Source organism: Streptomyces sp. NPDC001410 (assembly GCF_042895235.1).
In the GTDB taxonomy this organism is placed as follows: Bacteria; Actinomycetota; Actinomycetes; order Streptomycetales; family Streptomycetaceae; genus Streptomyces.
In genome coordinates this window covers 541,410-560,577 of the sequence record NZ_JBIAWE010000003.1, presented here as the reverse complement: position 1 = coordinate 560,577, position 19,168 = coordinate 541,410, and the positions used below count along the sequence as shown (strand labels likewise).

The following is a 19,168-nucleotide window of genomic DNA, read 5'->3' as shown; positions in this document are numbered from 1 at the left end:
CCGAGTTGGGCTCCGATCCGTCGTCGGAGTGGCGGGCTGGCCTGGTTCAGCCGTTGTGGCAGAGCCGGCCGAGAGCGCAGCCGCTCGGTGTGCTGGCCATACCTGCGGGCCGGGCCAGGTACCTGTTCCACGAAGGTTCGGCGCGGGCATGCGGTGTTCCGGCAATTCAACCGGCGAACTCGTACCTGTAACACGATGCTTCGTCCAGCGCTTGGCACGTCAGCCGGGCGAGCAGCCGGAATTCGATGCCGGAACCGCAGGCGGGCGTGGTGCCGCATCAGAGGCCACATTCCACCTGGTCTGGTCAAAATTTACTTTCCCGGAATCCGTCTGCATAGTGGCGCCTCGAAATAGCGGCGGGCTGAACAGGGAGGGGCTTTTCTTGTCGCCGATCAACGATGGTGCCGCGCGCGAGGTGGAGCTTGAGCGAGTTCAGGTGTCCGTCATTGGCGAGCTGTTGGACGAGCGACTGGCCGGGACGCGGGCGCAGCTGGCCCGCGTGCTCGCGTCGCCGTCCGATGGTGCGGGTGAGACGTACGAGCGGGAGGTGGCGGCCGGGCGACTGGCGGGGGAGGTTCGTCGGCTGGAGGGAGCCGAGGACGGGTTGGTCTTCGGCCGGATCGACCTGGCGGACGGGACCGTCTTGCGGATCGGGCGGCTGGGGCTGCACAGGGACTCGGACGAGCTGCCACTGCTGGTGGATTGGCGGGCCGAGGCCGCGCGGCCTTTCTATGAGGCGACGCCGGTTCATCCCATGGGGTTGCGGCGGCGCCGCCATCTGCGCCTGGCGGGACGCACGGTGGTGGGGGTGAGCGATGAGCTGCTTGACGGCTCCGCACCCACCGGACATGACGTGGTCGGCGACGGCCCGTTGACGGCGGCGCTCCAGGAGAGGCGCACGGGGCGGATGGGTGCGGCGGTTGCCACGCTCCAGGCCGAGCAGGACGCGATCGTCCGGTCGCCCAACCGCGGGGTAACGGTGGTGCAGGGTGGTCCGGGCACCGGAAAGACGGTCGTAGCGCTGCACCGCGCCGCGTATGTGCTGTACGCGTTCCCGAAGGCATCGGAGCGCGGCGTGCTCGTGCTGGGGCCGAACGCGCGGTTCCTCGACTACATCTGTCAGGTCCTGCCCTCGCTCGGGGAGAGCGACGTCGTCTTGGCGACGTGCGAGGAACTGGCCGACGTCGTGCCGGGCGCCGCGGACACCTTCGAGGTGGCGCGCCTGAAGGGGAGTGCCGCACTGGCCGACGGGCTGGCCGCTGTGGTCCGCTCACGGCAGGCCGCACGCGGTGACTTCGACGTCCGGGTCGGGCAGGAGTGGATTCGTCTGCAGGACAGGGATGTCGCACAAGCGCGGGAGTCCGCACGGACCAGTGGTCTCGCGCACAACCCGGCGCGTCGGCTGTTCAAGGAGCTGCTGGTCGACGCTCTCGTCCGTGAGCTTGCCCGCAGTGGCGCCGAGGCGCTTGAACGTATCGACGCCGAGGTCGCGCAACTGACCGGCCTCGACCTGGACCGGGCTGCAGCAGCGGACCTGCGCCGCCTCGGTGTTGAGGACACGCCCGCCACAGGTGCCGACGAGTTCGACGCCGACGCCGTACGCGCCGACCTCCTGGACGATGCCTTGCTCGATCAGGCCGTCGAGGACCTGTGGCCCCGGCTCACGCCCGGCGACGTGGTCTGCGCCCTGCTGACGGATGCTGACGCGCTGGCGGCGTACCTGCGGCAGTTCACCGACGACCAGCGGGCTCTGCTGTGGCGAACGCCCGGTGCGCCCTGGACGGACGCTGACGTGCCGCTTCTCGACGAGGCGGCGAGCCTGGTCGACGGCCCGCCTGAGCAGGCCTTCGGGCACGTCGTCGTCGACGAGGCACAAGAGCTGACCGTCATGCAGTGGCGGATGATCGTGCGCCGTTGCCCGGGCAGGTCGATGACGCTGGTAGGAGATTTCGCCCAGGCAGGCCCGGCGACGGTGGCCCGGGACTGGAGGGAGGCTCTCGGCCCGGACCTCGGAAGGCGCTTCGACCTGCGAACGCTGACCGTCAGCTACCGGACCACCCAGGAGATCCTCGCCGCCACAGGGGACTTGCTCACCCGGATCGCCCCGGGCCGGCCGGCAATCCGGTCGATCCGACGCGGCGAGGTGCCTCGAACCCTCGCCGCGGCCCCGGAGTCGCTCGTCGCCGCCCTTGTGCGGGAGCTGCGGGAGCAGGGCGCCGCGTACCCGGGCGAGTTGATCGGGGTGATCTGCGCCGATGGCAGGACGGAGCAGCTCACGGCTGCGGGAATCGAGCAGCATGCCCGACTGGTGCCGGCCTCACAGGCGCGCGGCTTGGAGTTCGATGCCGCCGTCGTGGTCGACCCTGAGGGGATCACCGCCGCCCGCCCTGGAGGTGAGCGCGATCTGTACGTCGCCCTGACCCGGGCCACCAAGCGACTGTGCACCTTCTCCGTCCAGCCGACCTTGAAGACCACGAGGTGAGGATTTCGACCCAGGTGGGGCAGGCACCCCGGGAGTTCCCGGGGTGCCTGCCCGTCGGCGGCCGCGTACCGCGGTGCAGCAGCCTGACACCCCGGAGGGGAACATCCGAACGTGTCACGAGGAGCGCGGCAGTGCGAGCCAGTCCTGCCAGGTAATGTCGCGGCCCAGACAACGGGGCTGCTGGAAGGGCCAGTCGGCGGCGATCCACTGCGGCACCAGCGCGTCGAGCGCGCGCTCCGCCTCGCCGTCGACAAGGTCGTCCACCACCCACCAGGAGACCTCTGCGTCGGAGCCGATGCGCTCGGGCGGATCGATGTAGACGCAGCCGAGGATCGCCGTCTCCTCCTCGTCCAGCAGCGCGTAGTTGAACGACTGGTGCGCGGCTATCTCCTTCTCGTGCCGCAGCAAGTCGATGCGGTCCTCTTCATACGTCATCGTCTCCTTGGGCCAGCCCCAGGCCGGGCCGAAGATCTCCCACAAGCGCTCTCGGGAGCCCATCACGGCGGGGTAGTCGATCGCGGTGTCCGCCTCCCGGATCGGCCGCAGGTGAAGCGCAGTGTTGGGCACGGGCACGTACACGGGGTGGACGAAGTCGTCAGGCAGCCAACTCATAAGGGCTGAGGTTATAAGACCGAAGAGACGTGTCACGGCGCTGACCGCAGCACCGGGATCCACCCGGAGAGCGACCGCCGAACAGCCAATCAGCGGCCCGGAGTTGAGGTTCACTGGTACAAGGGGGGGCGCGGGGGCGCCCCGGGACGGAGCCCCGGGATGTCGGACGGCACGGCCGAGCAGGAACGCGTGGACGGGGACCTCGGCGGTGTATCCGACGAGGAACTGCGGGAGTGGATCACCGAGACCCGTGCCGAACTGGCACGGCAGCCGCTGGACGGAGATCTCGACGCGTCGGCGACGCGGGTCGCCCTGGGCCTGTCGCTCGCGGAGCTGGGCCAACGGCAGGGCGACCCGCGCGATCTCGACGCCGCGATCGCCGCCGTCGATCAGGCGCTCGCCGACGACCCCGGCCACCACGACGCGCCGGAATGGCAAGGAATCCTCGGCCAGCTGCACTGGGCCCGGTACGAGGCGACCTACGAATCCAGCACGCCCCCGGACCAACTCGCCGCTCTCCTGGTGGAGCCCATCCGGCAGCTGGAGGCCGCCGCGGCCGTCCTCGCCCCGGGCGAGGAGATCACCCGGCAGGTCCGAGCCCGGCTGGGGATCGCCTACGGGACTCGCTTCCCCAGCACCGACGACCCGGCCGACGTCGAAGCGGCGATCACGCAGCTCGGCGAGGCACTCGACGGCGCGCCCGAACCCATGGAGCAGCCGGCCTTCTTCCGCTTCCACTACGGACAGCAGTACGCCCGTCGCTTCGATCTGACCGGCGCCGACGCCGACTTCGACCGGGCCCTCGCCGAAACTCGGCGTGCCGTCGAGGACGGCGAGAACTCCGCCGAGTGCGAGGGCGGCTGGTTCCCGATCGCCCGCGCCCAGCTCGCACGGATTCTGCTCCTGCGGCTGCCGGAGGCCCGGCAGCACCGCAACGCGCGCGATGCCGCCCTCGCCCTGGTGCAACTGGACCACCTGCCGCTCGACAGTCCCCTCCTGGCGGAGCTTCCGCTGCCGGTGCTGAGGAGCTACGGCCGACTGCTGCGTGAGCGGGCCGGCGAAGAGACTCGGGCGGCGGACGCGGAACGGGCCCTCGCCGTGCTGCGCCAGGTGGCCGACCAATGGCCCGCGGACGCTCCCGACCGCTGGAGCGGGCTCATGGACCTGGCCGCCGCATGGCAGTTGGTCGCGCTCGGGACGCTCGACGCGGAGGCGCTGCGCGCCACGGAGGACGCGTACGCCGAGGCCCTCTCCGTGCCCACGTGCCCGCCCGGCGTCCGGAACTTCCTGGTAGTCACCCGCGGATACATCAGGGGGGTCCGGGTCCGTGCCGGGCACCTGCCGGACGTGGCCGACGATCCCGTCATCGGCGCGGGCCAGCAGGCGGCGACCGCACTCCAGCAGGCCATGGCCGTGCCGGGCGCGAGCGGGGCACAGGCCGGCGGTGACGCGGCCGGCGATCTCCAGTGGCTGGGCCTGACGACTTCCGGGCCCCTGGGCGAGGACCTGCAGAGGGTGATCGAGCGCTGCCAGAACGCCGATCCGGCCACCGGACTGCGCCGACTGTCCATGTCGCTGATGGCCTTCTTCTCGCCCGCCCTCAGCGGGCTGGGGATCAGCCCCACCGCCGAGGAGGTCACGGAACAGCTCCGTGCTGCCATGGCGGCCCTGCCGCAGGAGGACCCCATGCGGACGAGCCTTCACACGGTGGCCGGCCAGACAGCCTTGACCGCCGGCGGGCAGTCCTACGACCCGGAGCAGCTCCGGGTCGCGCTGGAACACTTCGACATCGCCCTCTCCAGGCCGGACGCCGCGGTGGAGGGCGATGCGCTGCGCGGCAGCCGGGAGGTCTGGCGCATGGCCGCCCTCTGCTTCCGGGCGCAGGTGCTCGGCACGCAGGACGCCCTCGCGCAGGCCGCCGCCGAGTTGGCCGTCCTGCGTGCCGAGCCGTCGGTGACGGCCTACACGCGCGTGTGCGCGGCGGTGCAGCATGCCCTGATCCAGGCCCGTCAGGCGTTCGCCGTGAACGACGGCGCCGGGCTGGCCGCGGCGGCGGCAGACCTGCGCGACGCCCGGGACCGACTCCCCGCGGACGACGCCATGCGGCCCAAAGTGGTCATGGTGCTCGACGCGCTGACCTCCGCTCAGCAGTTCCTCGCCCCCGGCGCCACGTCCCAGGCCGCATCGCGGCCCGAGGACATCGACCCCGACCGGCTGCGACAGGAGTCGGCGCCGCTGCCGCCGCGCGATCGCGCCGAGGCCCTGGGCACGGCCGGGCTCGCACTCGGCTTGCGGGTCATGCGGGACCCGGACTCCCGCCGACTCGACGACGCCATCGCGCTGCTGCGGGAGGCTCTCGCGTCGGATTCCGCAGGCGCCAGCGGGAACCGGTTCCGGTTCGCCCTCACCCTGGCAACGCTCCAGCTGCGCAAATACCATGCGGGCCACGACGGGTGCGACCTGGACGAGGCCGTCCACCGGGCCGAGGAGGCGGTGCGCCTCGCGGCACACCCCGGGCACTTCGGATGGGCGCCGGCAGCGATGCAGCTCGCCGACGCATACCGCAGCGCCGGCACGGCCAGGCACGGCGCCCGAGCCGAACACCTGGCCCGCAGCCGTGAGGTCGGGCTCCGCGCCTTGCGCGGCCACGCCTGGCAGGTCCTGCTGCAGTCCCGCGCGGAGTACACGGCCGAGGCCCTCGCCCTCTCCGCCGAACACGCCCTGAGAGTGGCCCGCTGGTGCATAGACGACGGATGCCCGGACGAAGCGGTGCAGGCGCTGGACGCCGGGCGCGGGCTGGTGCTGCACGCGGCCTCGGCCGCCGGTACGGTACCGGAACGGCTCGTGGCCGCCGGCCGCGCCGACCTCGCGGCCGAGTGGCGTGCGGCGGCTGCCGCAGACGACCCCGGAACGGCCGAGGGCATCCCCGGGGACCTCCGTCACCGAGTGCTCCAGGTCCTGGCCGGCACCGACGATCTCATGACCGGCGCGGCGGCCGACGGCGCCGGCACGACGGCGCCACTAACCCACCACGGCCACCTGCTCACCCCGCCTCCCCTCCCCGACATCGCCGCCGCGCTGTGCCATGCCGGGGCGGACGCCTTGGTGTACCTGGTGCCCGGCGAGGGCGCGGGATCCTGGCGCAGCGGCGGCGCCGTCGCCGTTCACGCCGACGGCCGTACGAGCCTGGTGCGCCTGTCGGGACTGGCAGCGGACGCCCCTGCGCTCGCCGCTTACCTCAGTCCGCGGACGGGGCCCGGCAACCGGGACATGGGGCCGGTCGACGGTGCGCCGGCTGCGTCCGCCGACGGCCGGGAGATCGAGCGCCGCGCGCTGGACGATGTCTGCGACTGGGCCTCGGAAGCCGTGACGGAGCCGCTGCTCGCCCATCTCCGCGCGCAGGGCGCCACCCGGCCCCCCAAGGTGGTGCTGGTCCCCATGGGACACCTCGCCGCCGTACCCTGGCACGCGGCCCGCAGCCGTGAGCGGGACGGCCGGTACCGGTACGCCGTCCAGGACGCCGTCGTCTCGTACGCCGCCTCGGCTCGCCTGTTCTGTGAGGTCATGGCCCGCGAGCCGGTTCCGTACGACGCTCCCGGCCTGGTCGTCGGGAACCCGACCGGAGACCTGCCCCACGCGGGCCGGGAGGCCAGCGCCCTGCATGCCGCCTTCTACCGCACCACCCCCTACCTGGGGCGACACGCGCCCGGCAGGGCCACCGGCGTCGGCACCCCGGCGGAAGTCCTCGGCTGGCTGAGGCTGCGCAGCCTGTCTCCCGGCGGAGTGCTGCATCTGGCCTGCCACGCCGAGGTGCTCCAGCACTCGGCCGCCCGCACGTCGCACCTCCGCCTCGCGGGCGGCGCGCTCGCCGCCGAGCAGCTCACCGAGGACGCCCAGCGCCGCGACCGGCCCGGCCGACTGGGCCTGGTGTCCCTGGCCGCCTGCACCACCCACGTCTCCGGGCGCGGCTACGACGAGGCGTTCACGCTGTCCACGGCGTTCCTCGTGGACGGAGCCAGGTCGGTGCTGGGCTCGCTGTGGCCGGTGCCGGACGAGGCGACCTCGTATCTGATGTTCATGGTTCACCACTACCTGAACGCCGAGCGTGCGCGCCCCGCCACGGCGTTGCGCCTGGCCCAGTTGTGGATGCTCGACCCCGAGCGGCGGCCGCCCGCGACCATGCCGCCCGAACTGGCGGCCCAGGTCGGCTCCGTGGACCCGAACGACCTGCGCGGCTGGGCGGGCTTCACCCACCTCGGCCAGTGACGCGGCAACCGGAAGTCGCCCCGCAAATAGCCTGGTTGTGCACGAAGGAGCGGGCCGCGCCCTGCAAGACTTCCTCCATGGGGACTGTGTACGCGCTGTTCGCGGGGATCGACGACTACCCGGTTCCACAGCGGAAGTTGAGGGGCGCCGTCAACGATGTCGAAGCGGCCGCGCGGCTGCTCGCCGGTCTGGGGGGCGGCGCCTTCGAGCCCCTTTTCCTGAGGAACGACGAGGCGACGACCGATGCCCTCGTGGCCGCCATCCGCGACCATCTCGGGGCCGCCGGGCGCGGCGACACGGCGCTCTTCTGGTTCTCCGGGCACGGCACCGACTACGAGGCCGTCCTGCCCCTGCACCGGCGGACCGAGGCCACCGGCCGCTACCAGGCGCTGGTCTGCGTCGACAGTCCACGGGAGGGCGGCCGCCCGCTCGTCGACAAGGAGCTGGGCTCGCTGCTGGACACGGTCGCCGCGCAGGGCGCGCATGTCGCCGCCGTCCTCGACTGCTGCTTCTCGGGCGGAGCCACCCGCAGGCCCGCTGCGGCGGACCTGACCACCCGCTATGCGCCGCCCGCCGCTTGGTGGGGCGAGGCCCGTGGGGAACGGCGGCTGGCTGAGGCCTCGGGCGTGCCGCCCGGCCGCCACGTGCTGCTCGCCGCCAGCCGGCTCAACCAGTTGTCCCACGAGAGGGACTTCGACGGAGTGCCGTACGGGGTGTTCACCCACGCCCTGCTGGAGGCACTGCGGGCGGCGGGACCGGGCGCGACCTACCGTGATCTGCTGGCCGCCGCGCACTGCCGGGTCCAGACCGAGCGCGCCGATCAGCACCCGGTCCTGTTCCCGCCGGAGCCCGGAGGCATCGCCGACCAGCCCTTCCTCGGCGGGGTGGTGACCCGTAGCCTCGCCCCCCACCTGCTGCGGAACGGCCCGCACGGCTGGGAGATCGACTGCGGCCGCGTCCACGGGCTGCACGGTGACGGCCCGGGTGTCACCGAGTTCACCGTCACCGCGCCCGGTGCCGCATCCCGCGTCGTACGAGCCCGGACCGTACACGCCGACCGCACCGAGGTCGAACCCAGAGGGTGGGAGCCGGATCGCCGGCGGGTCTATCCAGTGGCGCTGTCGGCGCTCGCACTGCCGCCCACCTGTGTCCGCGTCGAGACACCGGACGGTTCCACCGCAGCCCGCCGAGCTGCCGAGCTGGCACGGGAGGCCATCGCCTCGGCGGGCCCCGACGGCGGACCCACGCCGCTGCTGCGGCTGGTCGACGGCCAGGGCTCCGCCCCCGGCCACCTGCTGCGCGTCGTCGTGTCCCCGGAGCACTGCACCGGCGGCCTCGGGGCCGACGTCCTGCGGCGCGACGGCTCGGCCGCCGTGCCGCCGCTGCGGCTCGACCGGCCGGAGGACGCCCGGCGGGTCGCCGACTGCCTGCACCATCTGACGCGCTGGCACCAGCTGCTCACCCTGGACAACCCGTCCTCACCGCTGAGGGATCTGGTCCGCGTCGAGATCCTCACCTGGACGTACGACGGGCCCTGGAGCTCCGACGGCCCGAGCCCCATCCTCCCGGACGGCAGCGGCGAGATCGTCTGCCGCTACCGTCACTCGCCGTCCGGCCGTCCGCAGGAGCCCTGGCTGTCCATCCGCCTCCACAACCGCTCGGCGACCCAGACGCTGTGGTGCGTTCTGCTGAATCTCACCGACAGCTACGCCGGCCACACGGACCTGTACCCGGGCCACTTCATCGGGCCCGGCCATTCGGGCTTCGCGCTCGACGACCGGCCGGTGGCGATGTCCGTCCCGGCGCGGCGCGCACGCCCCGGGGCGGAGGTGCGGGACTGGCTGAAACTCATCGTGACCGAGGGCGAGTTGAACACCGTCCCCTTCCATCTGCCGGCCTGGGACCCCGACAGCCCCGACGACCGCGGCGCCCGGCGGGCCGGCGCGGACGGGATGCTGCGTCTCACTCCGCCCGGCCACGGCGACCGCGACTTGGGGGTGCCCCGTTCGCAGGGGCCGGGCCAGTGGACGACACGGACGATCCCGGTGCGCACGGTCATCCCGGCCGACCGCCCCGCCCGCGGCTGACCGGCGCGCCGGGCGAGTCGGTCGCGGACGCCGCTCAGGGCGCCACGCGCGCGTGATACGGCGCGAGCACGGAGTTCAGCCAGTCCTCGCCCTCCGGGGTGCCGAAGTCGACGGCCGGCTCCGCGGACTCGGCCACCGTGTCCGTCGCGCACCGGTCGGCGAAGAGGATCACGGCCCGGTCGGCGGGTTCCCGCTTGGACGGCCAGACGAAGCCCTGCGCCCACGGCTCGGTCCGGTCGCGGATCCAGTGCCCCCAGTTCCGCGTCCAGGGATACTCGGCGGCCTCGGCCTGCACCAGCCAGGAGTCCTGTCCCACCGCCGCGAGGTCGGCGCCGGACATCAGCGACACCACCGTGACGTCGGCTGCCAGCCGCAGGAACGTGAACCGTTTGCGGACGACGCCCGCGCGCGGCAGTACACGGGGCCCGCCGTCCGGAGCGAACGGCACCGATCGCAGCAGCGACTCGCACACCGCCGCCGTGGGCTCCAGCCCCGCGTACAGGTAGGCGTAGGGCCGGTTCTCCGTCGCGTCGAAGCGCCCGCCGCCGTAGAGGCGGTCGGCCGGGGCCGGGTTGAACGCGGTTCCGGCACGGGACGAGAGGTGCACCCGGAACAGTGCGGTGCCCGCGGAGAGCGTCACCTTCGTGGGCGTGCCGGGAAGTGCGGCCGGCGGAGGCACGTTCGGCACCGTTACTCCCCCTCCAGCAGCGACTGGGCCGCGCCGACCAGTTCCTCGTCCCGGGCCGTACCCAGCAGCGACGCGGGCGCGGTGCGCAGCCAGGCGTTGTCCGACAGCCACCAGTCGGCCGCCCCCCACGGGTCCCGGCCCGCGTCGAGGATCGCGTTCACCTCCAGCACCACCCGCCACGGCAGCGCGTCCTCGCGGAACTGGAAGCCCGGCAGCAACCCGCGCCCCCCGGCGCCGGGCAGCCGGATCAGGCCCGGGGCCAGCGGATCGCCGCCCCGGCTCCGTACGTCCGCGTCGTCCAGCGCCGGCTGCGCGAGCAGGCGCGTGCGGACGGGCCCGAGCACGGGACCCACCATGGGGCTGCCGTCGATCAGGAGCACGGCGAGGTCGTCGGCGCGGAACCCGTGGACGGTGGTCTCCCCGGCGGTTGCGGTGTAACGGGCGTCGTCCCCGGCATCCAGCCGCCGGGCCTCCTCCGGCGGAAGGCAGTCGAGGACAAGCCGTGCGGCGGCCTCGGCGTGGCCGCGCCGCTCGCCTCCAGCGTCCGCCGCGCGCAGCGCCTCCAGAGCCGATGCCAACCGCTCCCGGGACTCTCCCGACAGGCGGGTCAGATACGGCCCCAGCCGTTCCCACGCGGCCGCCACCGCGGCCAGCACCTGTAACGGATTCACCTGCTGCCCCTCCCCCGGCTTCACGGGCGCGGCCACGGGCATGCGGCGCGCCGTGGTCGACCGTACCGCCGTCCGAGCCGTCGCACAGGTCAATGCCCGGGTGATGCAGGGGCGTTGTCCGGAGCAGGAGGTCTACGCCCGCCGTCTCCCGACGAAGGACCGAGCCAGGTCCGTCGCCGTCTCAGGTTGTTTCCCTGATGCGCCCTTGTTCAAGGGTGACTCCGCCGCCTGCTCTGACGGCCGCGACCACGGCCTGGTGCAGATTCCGGCTCTCCTGCTCCGAATGGCAGGGCACCGGGCTTCCCGTCAGGGTGAACCATTCGGAGGTGCCGGTGTACTGGACGGTCACGTCGGCTTCGTTGCCGTCCCAGGTGGTGTGGACGGTGAGGTCGCCGTTCACGACCCCCGCCTCGTCGGTACATGCGCCGCCCCGGCCGGTGAACACCCCGGGGGTGGTCCATGATGCCCAGACCATGACGTCAGCCTTCCTCTCTGGTTCCAGCGACCGGGCCGCTCGTCCCTCCTACGGAATGACGATCCCGTGCTCCCTCACTGCGCGGCGAGGTGGCAGCCCGGGCAGGGTCGCCCGTGCGGGGCCCTCGCTGACAGGCTTGGCCCGGCCGTGCAGACCTGCGGCCGAGGCCACGTAGTCCCGAGCCGTGAGCAGCCCGGTCAGTCGTCCGTGCGCGTCGGTGACCGGTAGCGCGTCCATGTCCTCCTCCGCCATCACAGCCGCCGCGTGGAGCGTCGATTCCTCCGGATGGACCGTGACCGTGCGGCGCCCGTGCACAAGGTCGCGGACCTTCCTGCGGGACAGTGTCACCGCGGGGTCCGCGCACGCGACGGCCAGCTCGGCGCGGTCCAGCACACCGGCGCAGCTGCCGTCCTGGCGAACCACCGGCAGGTGGCGCTGCCCGGACCGCTCGACCACCTCCCAGGCCATCAGAAGGGTCTCGTCCTCACTGATCGAGTATGGCGCCTCGCCCATCAGGGCGCCCACGGAGAGCCTCTCGTCCACGGCTGCCTCCTCCCAGGGCGGTCAGGCGACGGTGGTACGAAGTGTGTGTTCCTCACGCTCGCCCGGCCCGCGGAGCACGTCTTGGGCCGGTGAGGCCAATGCGAGGGGCCGATGGACCCTCGTCGACCGGAGGGCGACACCTGAGGGCGACGACAGAGGCGCACGGGCGCGAACAGCGTCCGTACGGCCCTGGCGGAAGAGCCGTTCGTCCCCTGCCACGGGCCCAGCGCGCCGAGGTGTGATGGACGGGGACCGGATCACGGGCAACGACGCCGAACGGACGGAGGTGGCCATGAACCGCTCCGCCTTCGCCACCCGGCTGCGCTCTCTGACCAGGGCGGTCGCCTCGCCACGGCTGGAGCCGACCCTCCTGGTCATCACGGCGGCGGCCCTGACCGCAGGGGGTGCCGCCTGGCTCGCCGGTGACGAGGCGCTCGCCGACCTCCTGTGGGGTCTGGGCACCGTGTCCGCGGTGGCACCGGCGGTGGGCTGGGTGCTCGCCGCTCTCCGCCACGGCCGCGCGGGGGTCGACCTGATCGCGGTTCTCGCGCTCGGTGGCACCCTTGCCGTCCACGAGTACCTGGCCGGTGCGCTCATCGCGCTGATGCTCGCGACCGGCCGCACGCTGGAGGCGGCAGCCCGGCGGCGGGCCTCGCACGATCTGCGTGCGCTGCTGGAGCGTGCGCCCCGCTCGGCGCGTCGCCGGACGGCCGACGGAGTCGCCACGGTTCCGCTGGCCGCAGTCGCCGTAGGTGACCTGCTTGTCGTGGGTCCGGGCGAGGTCGTCCCGGTGGACGGGCGGGTGGAGGGTGCCCTGGCCAACCTCGACGAGTCCGTGCTGAGCGGCGAGTCCCTCACCGTCGAACGGGCGGCGGGCGACTCCGTCCGCAGCGGGGTGGTCAACGCCGGCGGCGCCTTCGAGCTGCGGGCCACGGCGACCGAGCAGGACAGCACGTACGCCGGAATCGTGCGACTGGCCAGGCAGGCCGGGGCCGAGTCCGCACCCGTGGTGCGGCTGGCCGACCGATACGCGGCCTGGTTCCTTCCGCTCACCCTGGCGGTTGCGGGGCTGGCCTGGCTGCTCAGTGGTTCGGCGGTACGAGCGGTCGCGGTGCTGGTGGTCGCCACCCCCTGTCCGCTGCTGCTGGCCGCGCCGGTGGCCATCGTCTCCGGGATCTCCCGCGCCTCACGCCTGGGAGTCGTCATGCGTGACGGTGGCGCCCTGGAGAACCTGGGCCGGGCCCGCACCCTGCTGCTCGACAAGACCGGCACCCTCACCCGCGGCCGCCCTCACGTCCTCGACGTGGTCGCCGCACCGGGGTGGCAGCCGGCGGAGGTGCTGAGGCTGGCCGCGTCACTGGACCAGTACTCGCCCCACGTCCTGGCCGAGGCGATCGTCGACACCGCACACGAACGGAAGCTGGCCCTGTCGGTCCCGTCCGATGTCGCCGAGAAGCCCGGCCGGGGTGCTGCGGGCATCGTGGACGGGCACCGGGTGTCCGTCGGCCGCATCGACGCGTCCGGCGCCCGGCCGTCCTGGGCGAGGGCGGTGGACAACCGGGCGCTGCTCGACGGTGCTGCCGTGGCCTGGCTGGCCGTCGACGGGTGTCCGGCGGGTGCGGTGCTCCTGAGGGATCCCCTGCGCCACGACGCCCCGCGCACCCTGCGCCACCTGCGGGCAGCGGGCATCGAGCGGCTGCTGATGCTGACGGGCGACCGCGCGGAGCCGGCCCGTGAGGTGGGCGCCGTCCTCGGTCTGGACGACGTCCGCTCCGGGCTCGACCCGGCCGGCAAGGTCGCCGTCGTACGGGCGGAACGGGAACGCGCGATCACCGTCATGGTGGGCGACGGCGTGAACGACGCCCCCGCCCTGGCCGCCGCGGACATCGGTGTGGCGATGGGTGCCCGCGGCTCGACCGCCTCCTCGGAGGCCGCCGACATCGTGCTGACCACCGATCGTGTGGACCGGCTCGCCGACGCCGTGTTCATCGCCGTACGGGCGCGGCGGATCGCCGTGCAGAGTGCTCTGGGCGGGATGGCGCTGTCCCTGGCCGCGATGGCCGCGGCCGCGTTCGGCCTGCTGGCGCCCGCCGCCGGTGCCCTGCTGCAGGAGGCCATCGATGTCGCCGTCATCCTCAACGCCCTGCGGGCCCTGCGCGTCGGCCAGGCCACGCGACCGGCGCTGACGCCCGCAGCCGAGGCACTCATCCACCGGTTCGCGTCGGAACACGACGACCTCCAGGACGTGCTCGAAGCGGTGCGCGGTGCCGCCGATCACCTCTCCGACGGTCCCGGGCCGCAGGCGCTGGCCGCCGTCGAGGAGGCGCACCGGCTGCTCACCGAACGGCTGCTGCCCCACGAGTACGCCGAGGAGCACGAGCTGTACCCCGCCCTCGCCCCCGCTCTCGGCGGCCCGGAGGCCACGGTCACCATGAGCCGGGCCCACACCGAGATCGAACGCCTCTCCCGGCGCATCGCCACCCACCTGCGGCTGGCCCGCGCCGAGGGTGGCCTGTCCTCCGGCCAGCTCGACGACCTGCGCTCCTGCCTGTACGGACTGCACACCGTCCTCCGCCTGCACTTCACGCAGGAGGAGGAGAGCTACTTCTCACTGGCTCAGTGAGATCCGTCGTCCGGAGGTTGAGTTCGTGATGACCGGCATCCAGGAAGTCCCGGTGCATGCCCCTGCTGACCGACGGAACCACCGTTCGCATACGGCAGGCGGGGCCGGCTGATCGTGCGGCGGTCCAGGGGCTGTACGAGGAGATGTCACCGCAGAACCTGCGGTTGCGGTTCTTCTCCGCCAACCCGGTCTCCGCCCGGCGGGCCGCCGAGCGGGTGGCCAGAGGCGAACGCCCCGGTTAGCGCGCGCTGGCCGCCGAACACGACGGGCGAATCGTGGGGCTGGCCGAGTACGAGCTTCTGCCGGGCGGCAGCACGGCCGAGATCGCGGTGACGGTGGCGCGTCACCCGCCACTTCGAGGGACCCGAAGTGCACTGCACCGTCGAACTCGCCGAGGACGAGACCTATTTGAGCGCCGTGGAGTCCCGCGGCCGGCTGGCCGACGTCGCCAGTCTGCGGCCGTTGCTGCGCCCCGGCACCGTCACGGTGAACGGCGCGGGCCGCAAGCCGGGGTCGGTCGGGCGCGCGATCCTGCGGAACATCCACGACGGTTCCTACACCGGGCGGTTGTACGCCGTGCATCCCGAGGCCGCCGCGATCGCCGGGGTGCACGCCTGCCGGTCCGTCGCCGACCTGCCGCACGTGCCTGACCTGGCCGTGATCGCCGTACCGGCCGCGGCAGTTGCCGAGGTCGCCGAGGAGTGCGGGAGGGCCGACGTGCACGACCTGCTCACCTCGCCCCGGTGCTCCCCGCTGCTGTTCGGCCACGCTGGCAGCCCCGCACCGACCTCGGCGCCCTGGAACAGCTGCTGCACCGGCTCTCCCGTATGGCCTCCGACCTGCCCGAACTCGCGGAAGCCGACCTCAACCCGGTCCTGGCCGGGCAGCGCGGCGTCACGACGCTCGACGTCCGCGTCCGGCTCGTACCGCGCCACCCCCACGACCCCTGTCTGCGCAGGCTGCGCTGACGGGGCCTGAGAGGTAACTGAGAGGTTGCTGTGCCAGGCTGACGCGCCCCACCCCTCAGGAGCGCCTCGATGAATCTGCTCAACGGTCTGCCCACCCACGTCCTGCTGGTCCACGTGGTCGTCGTGTTGATACCCCTGACCGCGCTGGCCCTGGTCACAGCCGCGCTGTGGCCGCGCGCCGCCCGGCGGTTGGGTCCGCTGCTGCCGCTGCTGGCTCTGATCGCTCTGATCAGTGTGCCGCTGACCACCCACGCCGGCGAGTGGCTCGAACAGCACGTGGACGACGACGCGCTGGTACGCCGGCACACCGAGCTGGGCGACGGGCTGCTGCCCTGGGCCTTGGGCCTGTTCGCGCTGGCAGCGGTCGTCTGGTGGGCGGGGCGGCGCGCTCCTGCGGAGCCCGGGCAGGGCGACGGCAGGCGCTGGTCCGCCCTCCCGGTACGCATCGTCGTGGGCGTGCTCTCGCTCGCCGTTGCTGCGGGGGCGGTCGTGGACGTCTACCGGATCGGCGACTCCGGCGCGAAGGCCGCCTGGCACGACGCCTACTCGAAGACGGCGACGGGCGAGAAGGGCGGCTCCTGATTCTGCGCGGGCCGCTCGTCCCGGCCCGCCCCGCGTTCGGCAGGGCCTTTGCGGCCGTGTTCATGCGTCTTCGTTCAGCGGACGAGCACATGCTCCCCGGAGCGCGGTACCACGGCCGTCCAGCCCAGTTGGCGGTCGATGCGGTCGCGCAGCGCTGCGGCCGCGTCGGGCTCTCCGTGCACGAGGTACGTCGTGTGCGGGGCGGGTGCCGCGCGGAGCCACTCGACGATCTGGCCGGCGTCGGCGTGTGCCGAGAAGAGCGGCAGGTCGGCGACGGTGGCCCGGACGGGGACGTACTCGCCGAACATCTTCAGCACGCGGGCTCCGTCGACGAGGTCGCGGGCACGGGAGCCCTGCGCGGCGAAGCCGACCACGACAACCGCGTTGCGTGGATCGGGCAGCAGTCGGCGCAGGTGGTGCAGGACGCGTCCGCCGGTGGCCATTCCGGACGCGGAGACGATGATCGCCGGGCCGCCGGACCGGCTGAGTTCGACAGACTCCTGGACGGACCGTACGGCGAGAAACGGCTCGGGGCTGAGCGCGGCCATGCCTTCCGCGGTGATCTCGGGGCGGAGTTGCGGGGCCCGGCTGAGGACTGCGTCCCGGTAGACGTCCAGGGCAGCCAGTGCCATCGGGCTGTCGACGTAGACGGGAACATCGGCCGGGAGTCGGCCCGCGCGGCGCAGCTCGGCGAGTTCGTGCAAGACGACCTCGGTGCGGTCGAGGGCGAAGGCGGGGATGACGACGGTGCCGCCCCGGGCCAACGTCCGGTTCAGTACGCCGACGAAGCGGGCTCGCCCGGCCTCCTGCTCGTGTTCCCGGTTGCCGTACGTGGACTCCATGAGCAGCACGTCCGCGCCGGAGAACGGTTCCGGCGGCAGGAGCAGCGGGTGACCGGGACGGCCGAGGTCGCCGCTGACGGCGAGGGTGTGGCCGTCCTCCAGGGTGAGGCGTGCCCAGGCCGAACCGAGGATGTGGCCGGCGGAGTGCAGCGTGAGCCGGGTGCCGGCGGCGAGATCGGTCTCCGTCCCGGTGGGGACCGGAGCGAGGAGCTTGAGGGTGCTGTCTACGTCGGAGTCGTCGTACAGGGGCAGCGCGGGCCGGTGCCTGGACCAGCCGTGCTCGTTCGCGTGCTGAGCGGCCTCGATCTGCAGCTTCGCGCTGTCGCGGAGCACGATCTCCATGAGGCGGGCGGTGAAGTAGGTGGTCACCACCGGGCCCCGGAAGCCCTGGCGGACCAGACGCGGAAGGTAGCCGCAGTGGTCCAGGTGGGCGTGGGTGATCACGACGGCCTCGATGTCCTCGGCGTCGCAGGGCAGGCCACGCCAGTTGCGCCGACGCAGGTCGGCGAGGCCCTGGAAGAGGCCGCAGTCGACGAGGACGCGGGCGTGGTCGCTTTCGACCAGGAACTTGCTGCCGGTGACCGTGCCCACGGCGCCGAGGAACGTGAGCAGCGCGGGCCGTTGCCCGCCCAGTGGCCGGGCCGCGGGCCCGGGAGTCGCGGTGGTCATAAGTCTCGACTCCTCGCGTATGTCGCCGGTTTGGGGCCGAACGGCCCTGGTGGAACGGTGGTTCCCGTGGTGCGCTGGTAGTGACGGGAAGGACCCTTTGGAGACGCGGGGAAGCGGCCGGCAGCCGCGCACCGCGCAATCCGGATCCGCGAGAAGTGGGTGGCCCTTCCCGTCCAGTCATGCCGCGGCCTGGTCGGTGGATCCGCGAGCAGCGGCGATCCATCCCCCACAGCGGATGCTTCCAGCCTGCGTGGCGACGGATACCGGGGCCCATGGGCCGAAGGGCCCTGGTCGGATCCGAGCGGCCCGTGGCGGCGGGGCACGGATGCGCCCACGCTGGAAGCAGAGACCATGAAGGGAGCCGGTGCGATGACCTCCGCCACGACCATGACCACGGCCCTTGAGCCCAAGCACCGCGAACGGCTGATGAGCCTCGCCCGCGAGGTCTCCTTCGAGCCCGGGACCCACCTGTTCGAGGAGGGCCGGCACGCCGACCGCTTCTGGATCGTCCGTACCGGGACCGTCGCCCTGGACCTGCGGGTGCCCGGCCGCCGTCCCGCCGTCATCGAGTCGCTCGGGCACGGCGAACTGGTCGGCTGGTCCTGGCACTTCCCGCCGTACATCTGGCACCTGGGCGCGGAAGCGACGAGCCCGGTGCGGGCCTGGGAGTTCGACGCCGAGACGGTCCGGGAGATGTGCGCCGCCGATCCCGAGTTCGGGCGGGCGGTCGCGGTCTGGATCGGACGGGTGGTGGCCCAGCGGCTGCACGCCTCCCGGGTCCGGCTGCTCGACCTCTACGCCCCCTACGGCAGCGGTGGCCTGACGTGACCGCCCGGTCCCGCGAGGAGGACAGCATGCACAGCAGCCCGCATCGAGTGAGTGACGTGATGACGCATGCCGTCGTCGCCGTGGGCCGCGAGGCTCTGTTCAAGGAGATCGTCGAGCGCATGGATCAGTGGAAGGTCAGTGCCCTTCCCGTGCTGGAGGGCGACGGCCGGGTGATCGGGGTCGTGTCCGAGGCCGACCTGCTGCCCAAGGAGGAGTTCCGGGACAGCGATCCGGACCGCTTCACCCAGCTGCGTCGGCTGTCCGACATGGCCAAGGCCGGCGGGGTCCGGGCCGAGGAGCTGATGAGCGCCCCGGCCGTCACCGTCCACGCCGACGCCACGCTCGCCGAAGCAGCCCGCATCATGGCCCTGCGCAACGTCAAGCGGCTTCCCGTGGTGAACGCGGAAGGCCTGCTCGAAGGCGTTGTCAGCCGCAGCGACCTGCTCAAGGTGTTCCTGCGCCCCGACAACGACCTCGCCGACGACATCCGGCGCGACGTGGTCGACGTCCTGTTCCCGGATCCGGTCGAGCCCGTGCACATCATGGTCACCGAGGGCGTCGCCACGCTGACCGGACGAGTGCCGGACGCCAGCCGGATTCCTCTCGCCGTGCGTCTGGTGCGAGGCGTCGAGGGCGTGGTGGGCGTGGACTGCCGGCTCACCGCGTCCGACGAGTAGTGGTCTGCGTGGCGGTTTCTCTGTCAGTGGCGGGGGCCATGCCGGGCAGTCCTGCGGGTGAGGGGGCCGATCGGCCCACCCCAGGGGTCTGAGAGCACCTCCCTCAGCAGCCCGGTCCCGTCCGACCCTGGAGACGTACGAGACCGCAGAGCCGA

Annotated in this window: 13 protein-coding genes and 1 pseudogene; 8 read left to right on the top strand and 6 right to left on the bottom strand. The window is 72.9% G+C overall.

Features of this window, described 5'->3' with window-relative positions:
* The first annotated feature begins 436 nt into the window (after positions 1-436).
* Positions 437-2,482: a HelD family protein gene (locus ACFY3C_RS09255; RefSeq protein ID WP_390770365.1), complete on the top strand. Its 2,046-nt coding sequence runs from the start codon at positions 437-439 to the stop codon at positions 2,480-2,482.
* Positions 2,483-2,596: 114 nt separating this feature from the next.
* Here the strand turns inward: ACFY3C_RS09255 and ACFY3C_RS09250 are convergent, their stop codons facing one another.
* Entirely contained in the window at positions 2,597-3,094 is a 498-nt protein-coding gene (locus ACFY3C_RS09250) for a GNAT family N-acetyltransferase (protein WP_386577260.1), read from the bottom strand.
* A gap of 159 nt (positions 3,095-3,253) precedes the next feature.
* Between ACFY3C_RS09250 and ACFY3C_RS09245 the strand changes: the two genes are divergently transcribed.
* Positions 3,254-7,360 (top strand): CHAT domain-containing protein, encoded by a 4,107-nt coding sequence (locus ACFY3C_RS09245; protein WP_390770327.1) that lies wholly within the window; start codon positions 3,254-3,256, stop codon positions 7,358-7,360.
* 77 nt (positions 7,361-7,437) lie between these two features.
* Positions 7,438-9,447 (top strand): caspase domain-containing protein, encoded by a 2,010-nt coding sequence (locus ACFY3C_RS09240; RefSeq protein WP_390770326.1) that lies wholly within the window; start codon positions 7,438-7,440, stop codon positions 9,445-9,447.
* A gap of 34 nt (positions 9,448-9,481) precedes the next feature.
* Here the strand turns inward: ACFY3C_RS09240 and ACFY3C_RS09235 are convergent, their stop codons facing one another.
* From ACFY3C_RS09235 to ACFY3C_RS09220, 4 genes are all read right to left on the bottom strand, one after another.
* A complete protein-coding gene (locus ACFY3C_RS09235) occupies positions 9,482-10,135 on the bottom strand; it encodes an RES family NAD+ phosphorylase (protein ID WP_386577263.1) in 654 nt (217 codons plus the stop codon).
* A 2-nt stretch (positions 10,136-10,137) separates the two neighbouring features.
* On the bottom strand, positions 10,138-10,806 hold the full coding sequence (locus tag ACFY3C_RS09230) for a hypothetical protein (RefSeq protein ID WP_390770325.1): 669 nt from the start codon (positions 10,804-10,806) through the stop codon (positions 10,138-10,140).
* A 181-nt stretch (positions 10,807-10,987) separates the two neighbouring features.
* Complete coding sequence (locus ACFY3C_RS09225; RefSeq protein WP_386577265.1) at positions 10,988-11,281, bottom strand: hypothetical protein; 294 nt, start codon at positions 11,279-11,281, stop codon at positions 10,988-10,990.
* 48 nt (positions 11,282-11,329) lie between these two features.
* Entirely contained in the window at positions 11,330-11,824 is a 495-nt protein-coding gene (locus ACFY3C_RS09220; RefSeq protein ID WP_386577267.1) for an HPP family protein, read from the bottom strand.
* Positions 11,825-12,116: 292 nt separating this feature from the next.
* On the opposite strand from ACFY3C_RS09220, the gene ACFY3C_RS09215 reads away from it, so the two are divergent.
* The 3 genes and pseudogenes from ACFY3C_RS09215 (at position 12,117) to ACFY3C_RS09205 (ending at position 15,997) form a co-directional block, all read left to right on the top strand.
* Positions 12,117-14,447 (top strand): heavy metal translocating P-type ATPase, encoded by a 2,331-nt coding sequence (locus tag ACFY3C_RS09215; RefSeq protein WP_390770364.1) that lies wholly within the window; start codon positions 12,117-12,119, stop codon positions 14,445-14,447.
* A 28-nt stretch (positions 14,448-14,475) separates the two neighbouring features.
* Positions 14,476-15,415 (top strand): annotated as a pseudogene (locus ACFY3C_RS09210) (acetate--CoA ligase family protein).
* A 69-nt stretch (positions 15,416-15,484) separates the two neighbouring features.
* On the top strand, positions 15,485-15,997 hold the full coding sequence (locus tag ACFY3C_RS09205; protein ID WP_386577269.1) for a DUF2231 domain-containing protein: 513 nt from the start codon (positions 15,485-15,487) through the stop codon (positions 15,995-15,997).
* A 74-nt stretch (positions 15,998-16,071) separates the two neighbouring features.
* Here the strand turns inward: ACFY3C_RS09205 and ACFY3C_RS09200 are convergent, their stop codons facing one another.
* On the bottom strand, positions 16,072-17,508 hold the full coding sequence (locus ACFY3C_RS09200; protein WP_390770324.1) for an MBL fold metallo-hydrolase RNA specificity domain-containing protein: 1,437 nt from the start codon (positions 17,506-17,508) through the stop codon (positions 16,072-16,074).
* 369 nt (positions 17,509-17,877) lie between these two features.
* Here ACFY3C_RS09200 and ACFY3C_RS09195 point away from each other — a divergent pair, with 369 nt between their 5' ends.
* A complete protein-coding gene (locus ACFY3C_RS09195; RefSeq protein WP_386577271.1) occupies positions 17,878-18,336 on the top strand; it encodes a cyclic nucleotide-binding domain-containing protein in 459 nt (152 codons plus the stop codon).
* Positions 18,337-18,362: 26 nt separating this feature from the next.
* The gene (locus ACFY3C_RS09190) at positions 18,363-19,013 is read left to right on the top strand and encodes a CBS domain-containing protein (protein ID WP_386577272.1); all 651 of its coding nucleotides are present in this window, start codon (positions 18,363-18,365) and stop codon (positions 19,011-19,013) included.
* The last annotated feature ends 155 nt before the right edge of the window (positions 19,014-19,168 follow it).

Excerpts from the sequence above, each read along its gene's own strand:
- ACFY3C_RS09245 (WP_390770327.1), top strand. The coding sequence starts at position 3,254 with ATGTCGGACGGCACGGCCGAGCAGGAACGCGTGGACGGGGACCTCGGC.
- ACFY3C_RS09240 (WP_390770326.1), top strand. The coding sequence starts at position 7,438 with ATGGGGACTGTGTACGCGCTGTTCGCGGGGATCGACGACTACCCGGTT.
- ACFY3C_RS09205 (WP_386577269.1), top strand. The coding sequence starts at position 15,485 with ATGAATCTGCTCAACGGTCTGCCCACCCACGTCCTGCTGGTCCACGTG.
- ACFY3C_RS09225 (WP_386577265.1), bottom strand. The coding sequence starts at position 11,281 with ATGGTCTGGGCATCATGGACCACCCCCGGGGTGTTCACCGGCCGGGGC.
- ACFY3C_RS09195 (WP_386577271.1), top strand. The coding sequence starts at position 17,878 with ATGACCTCCGCCACGACCATGACCACGGCCCTTGAGCCCAAGCACCGC.
- ACFY3C_RS09215 (WP_390770364.1), top strand. The coding sequence starts at position 12,117 with ATGAACCGCTCCGCCTTCGCCACCCGGCTGCGCTCTCTGACCAGGGCG.
- ACFY3C_RS09190 (WP_386577272.1), top strand. The coding sequence starts at position 18,363 with ATGCACAGCAGCCCGCATCGAGTGAGTGACGTGATGACGCATGCCGTC.
- ACFY3C_RS09200 (WP_390770324.1), bottom strand. The coding sequence starts at position 17,508 with ATGACCACCGCGACTCCCGGGCCCGCGGCCCGGCCACTGGGCGGGCAA.
- ACFY3C_RS09250 (WP_386577260.1), bottom strand. The coding sequence starts at position 3,094 with ATGAGTTGGCTGCCTGACGACTTCGTCCACCCCGTGTACGTGCCCGTG.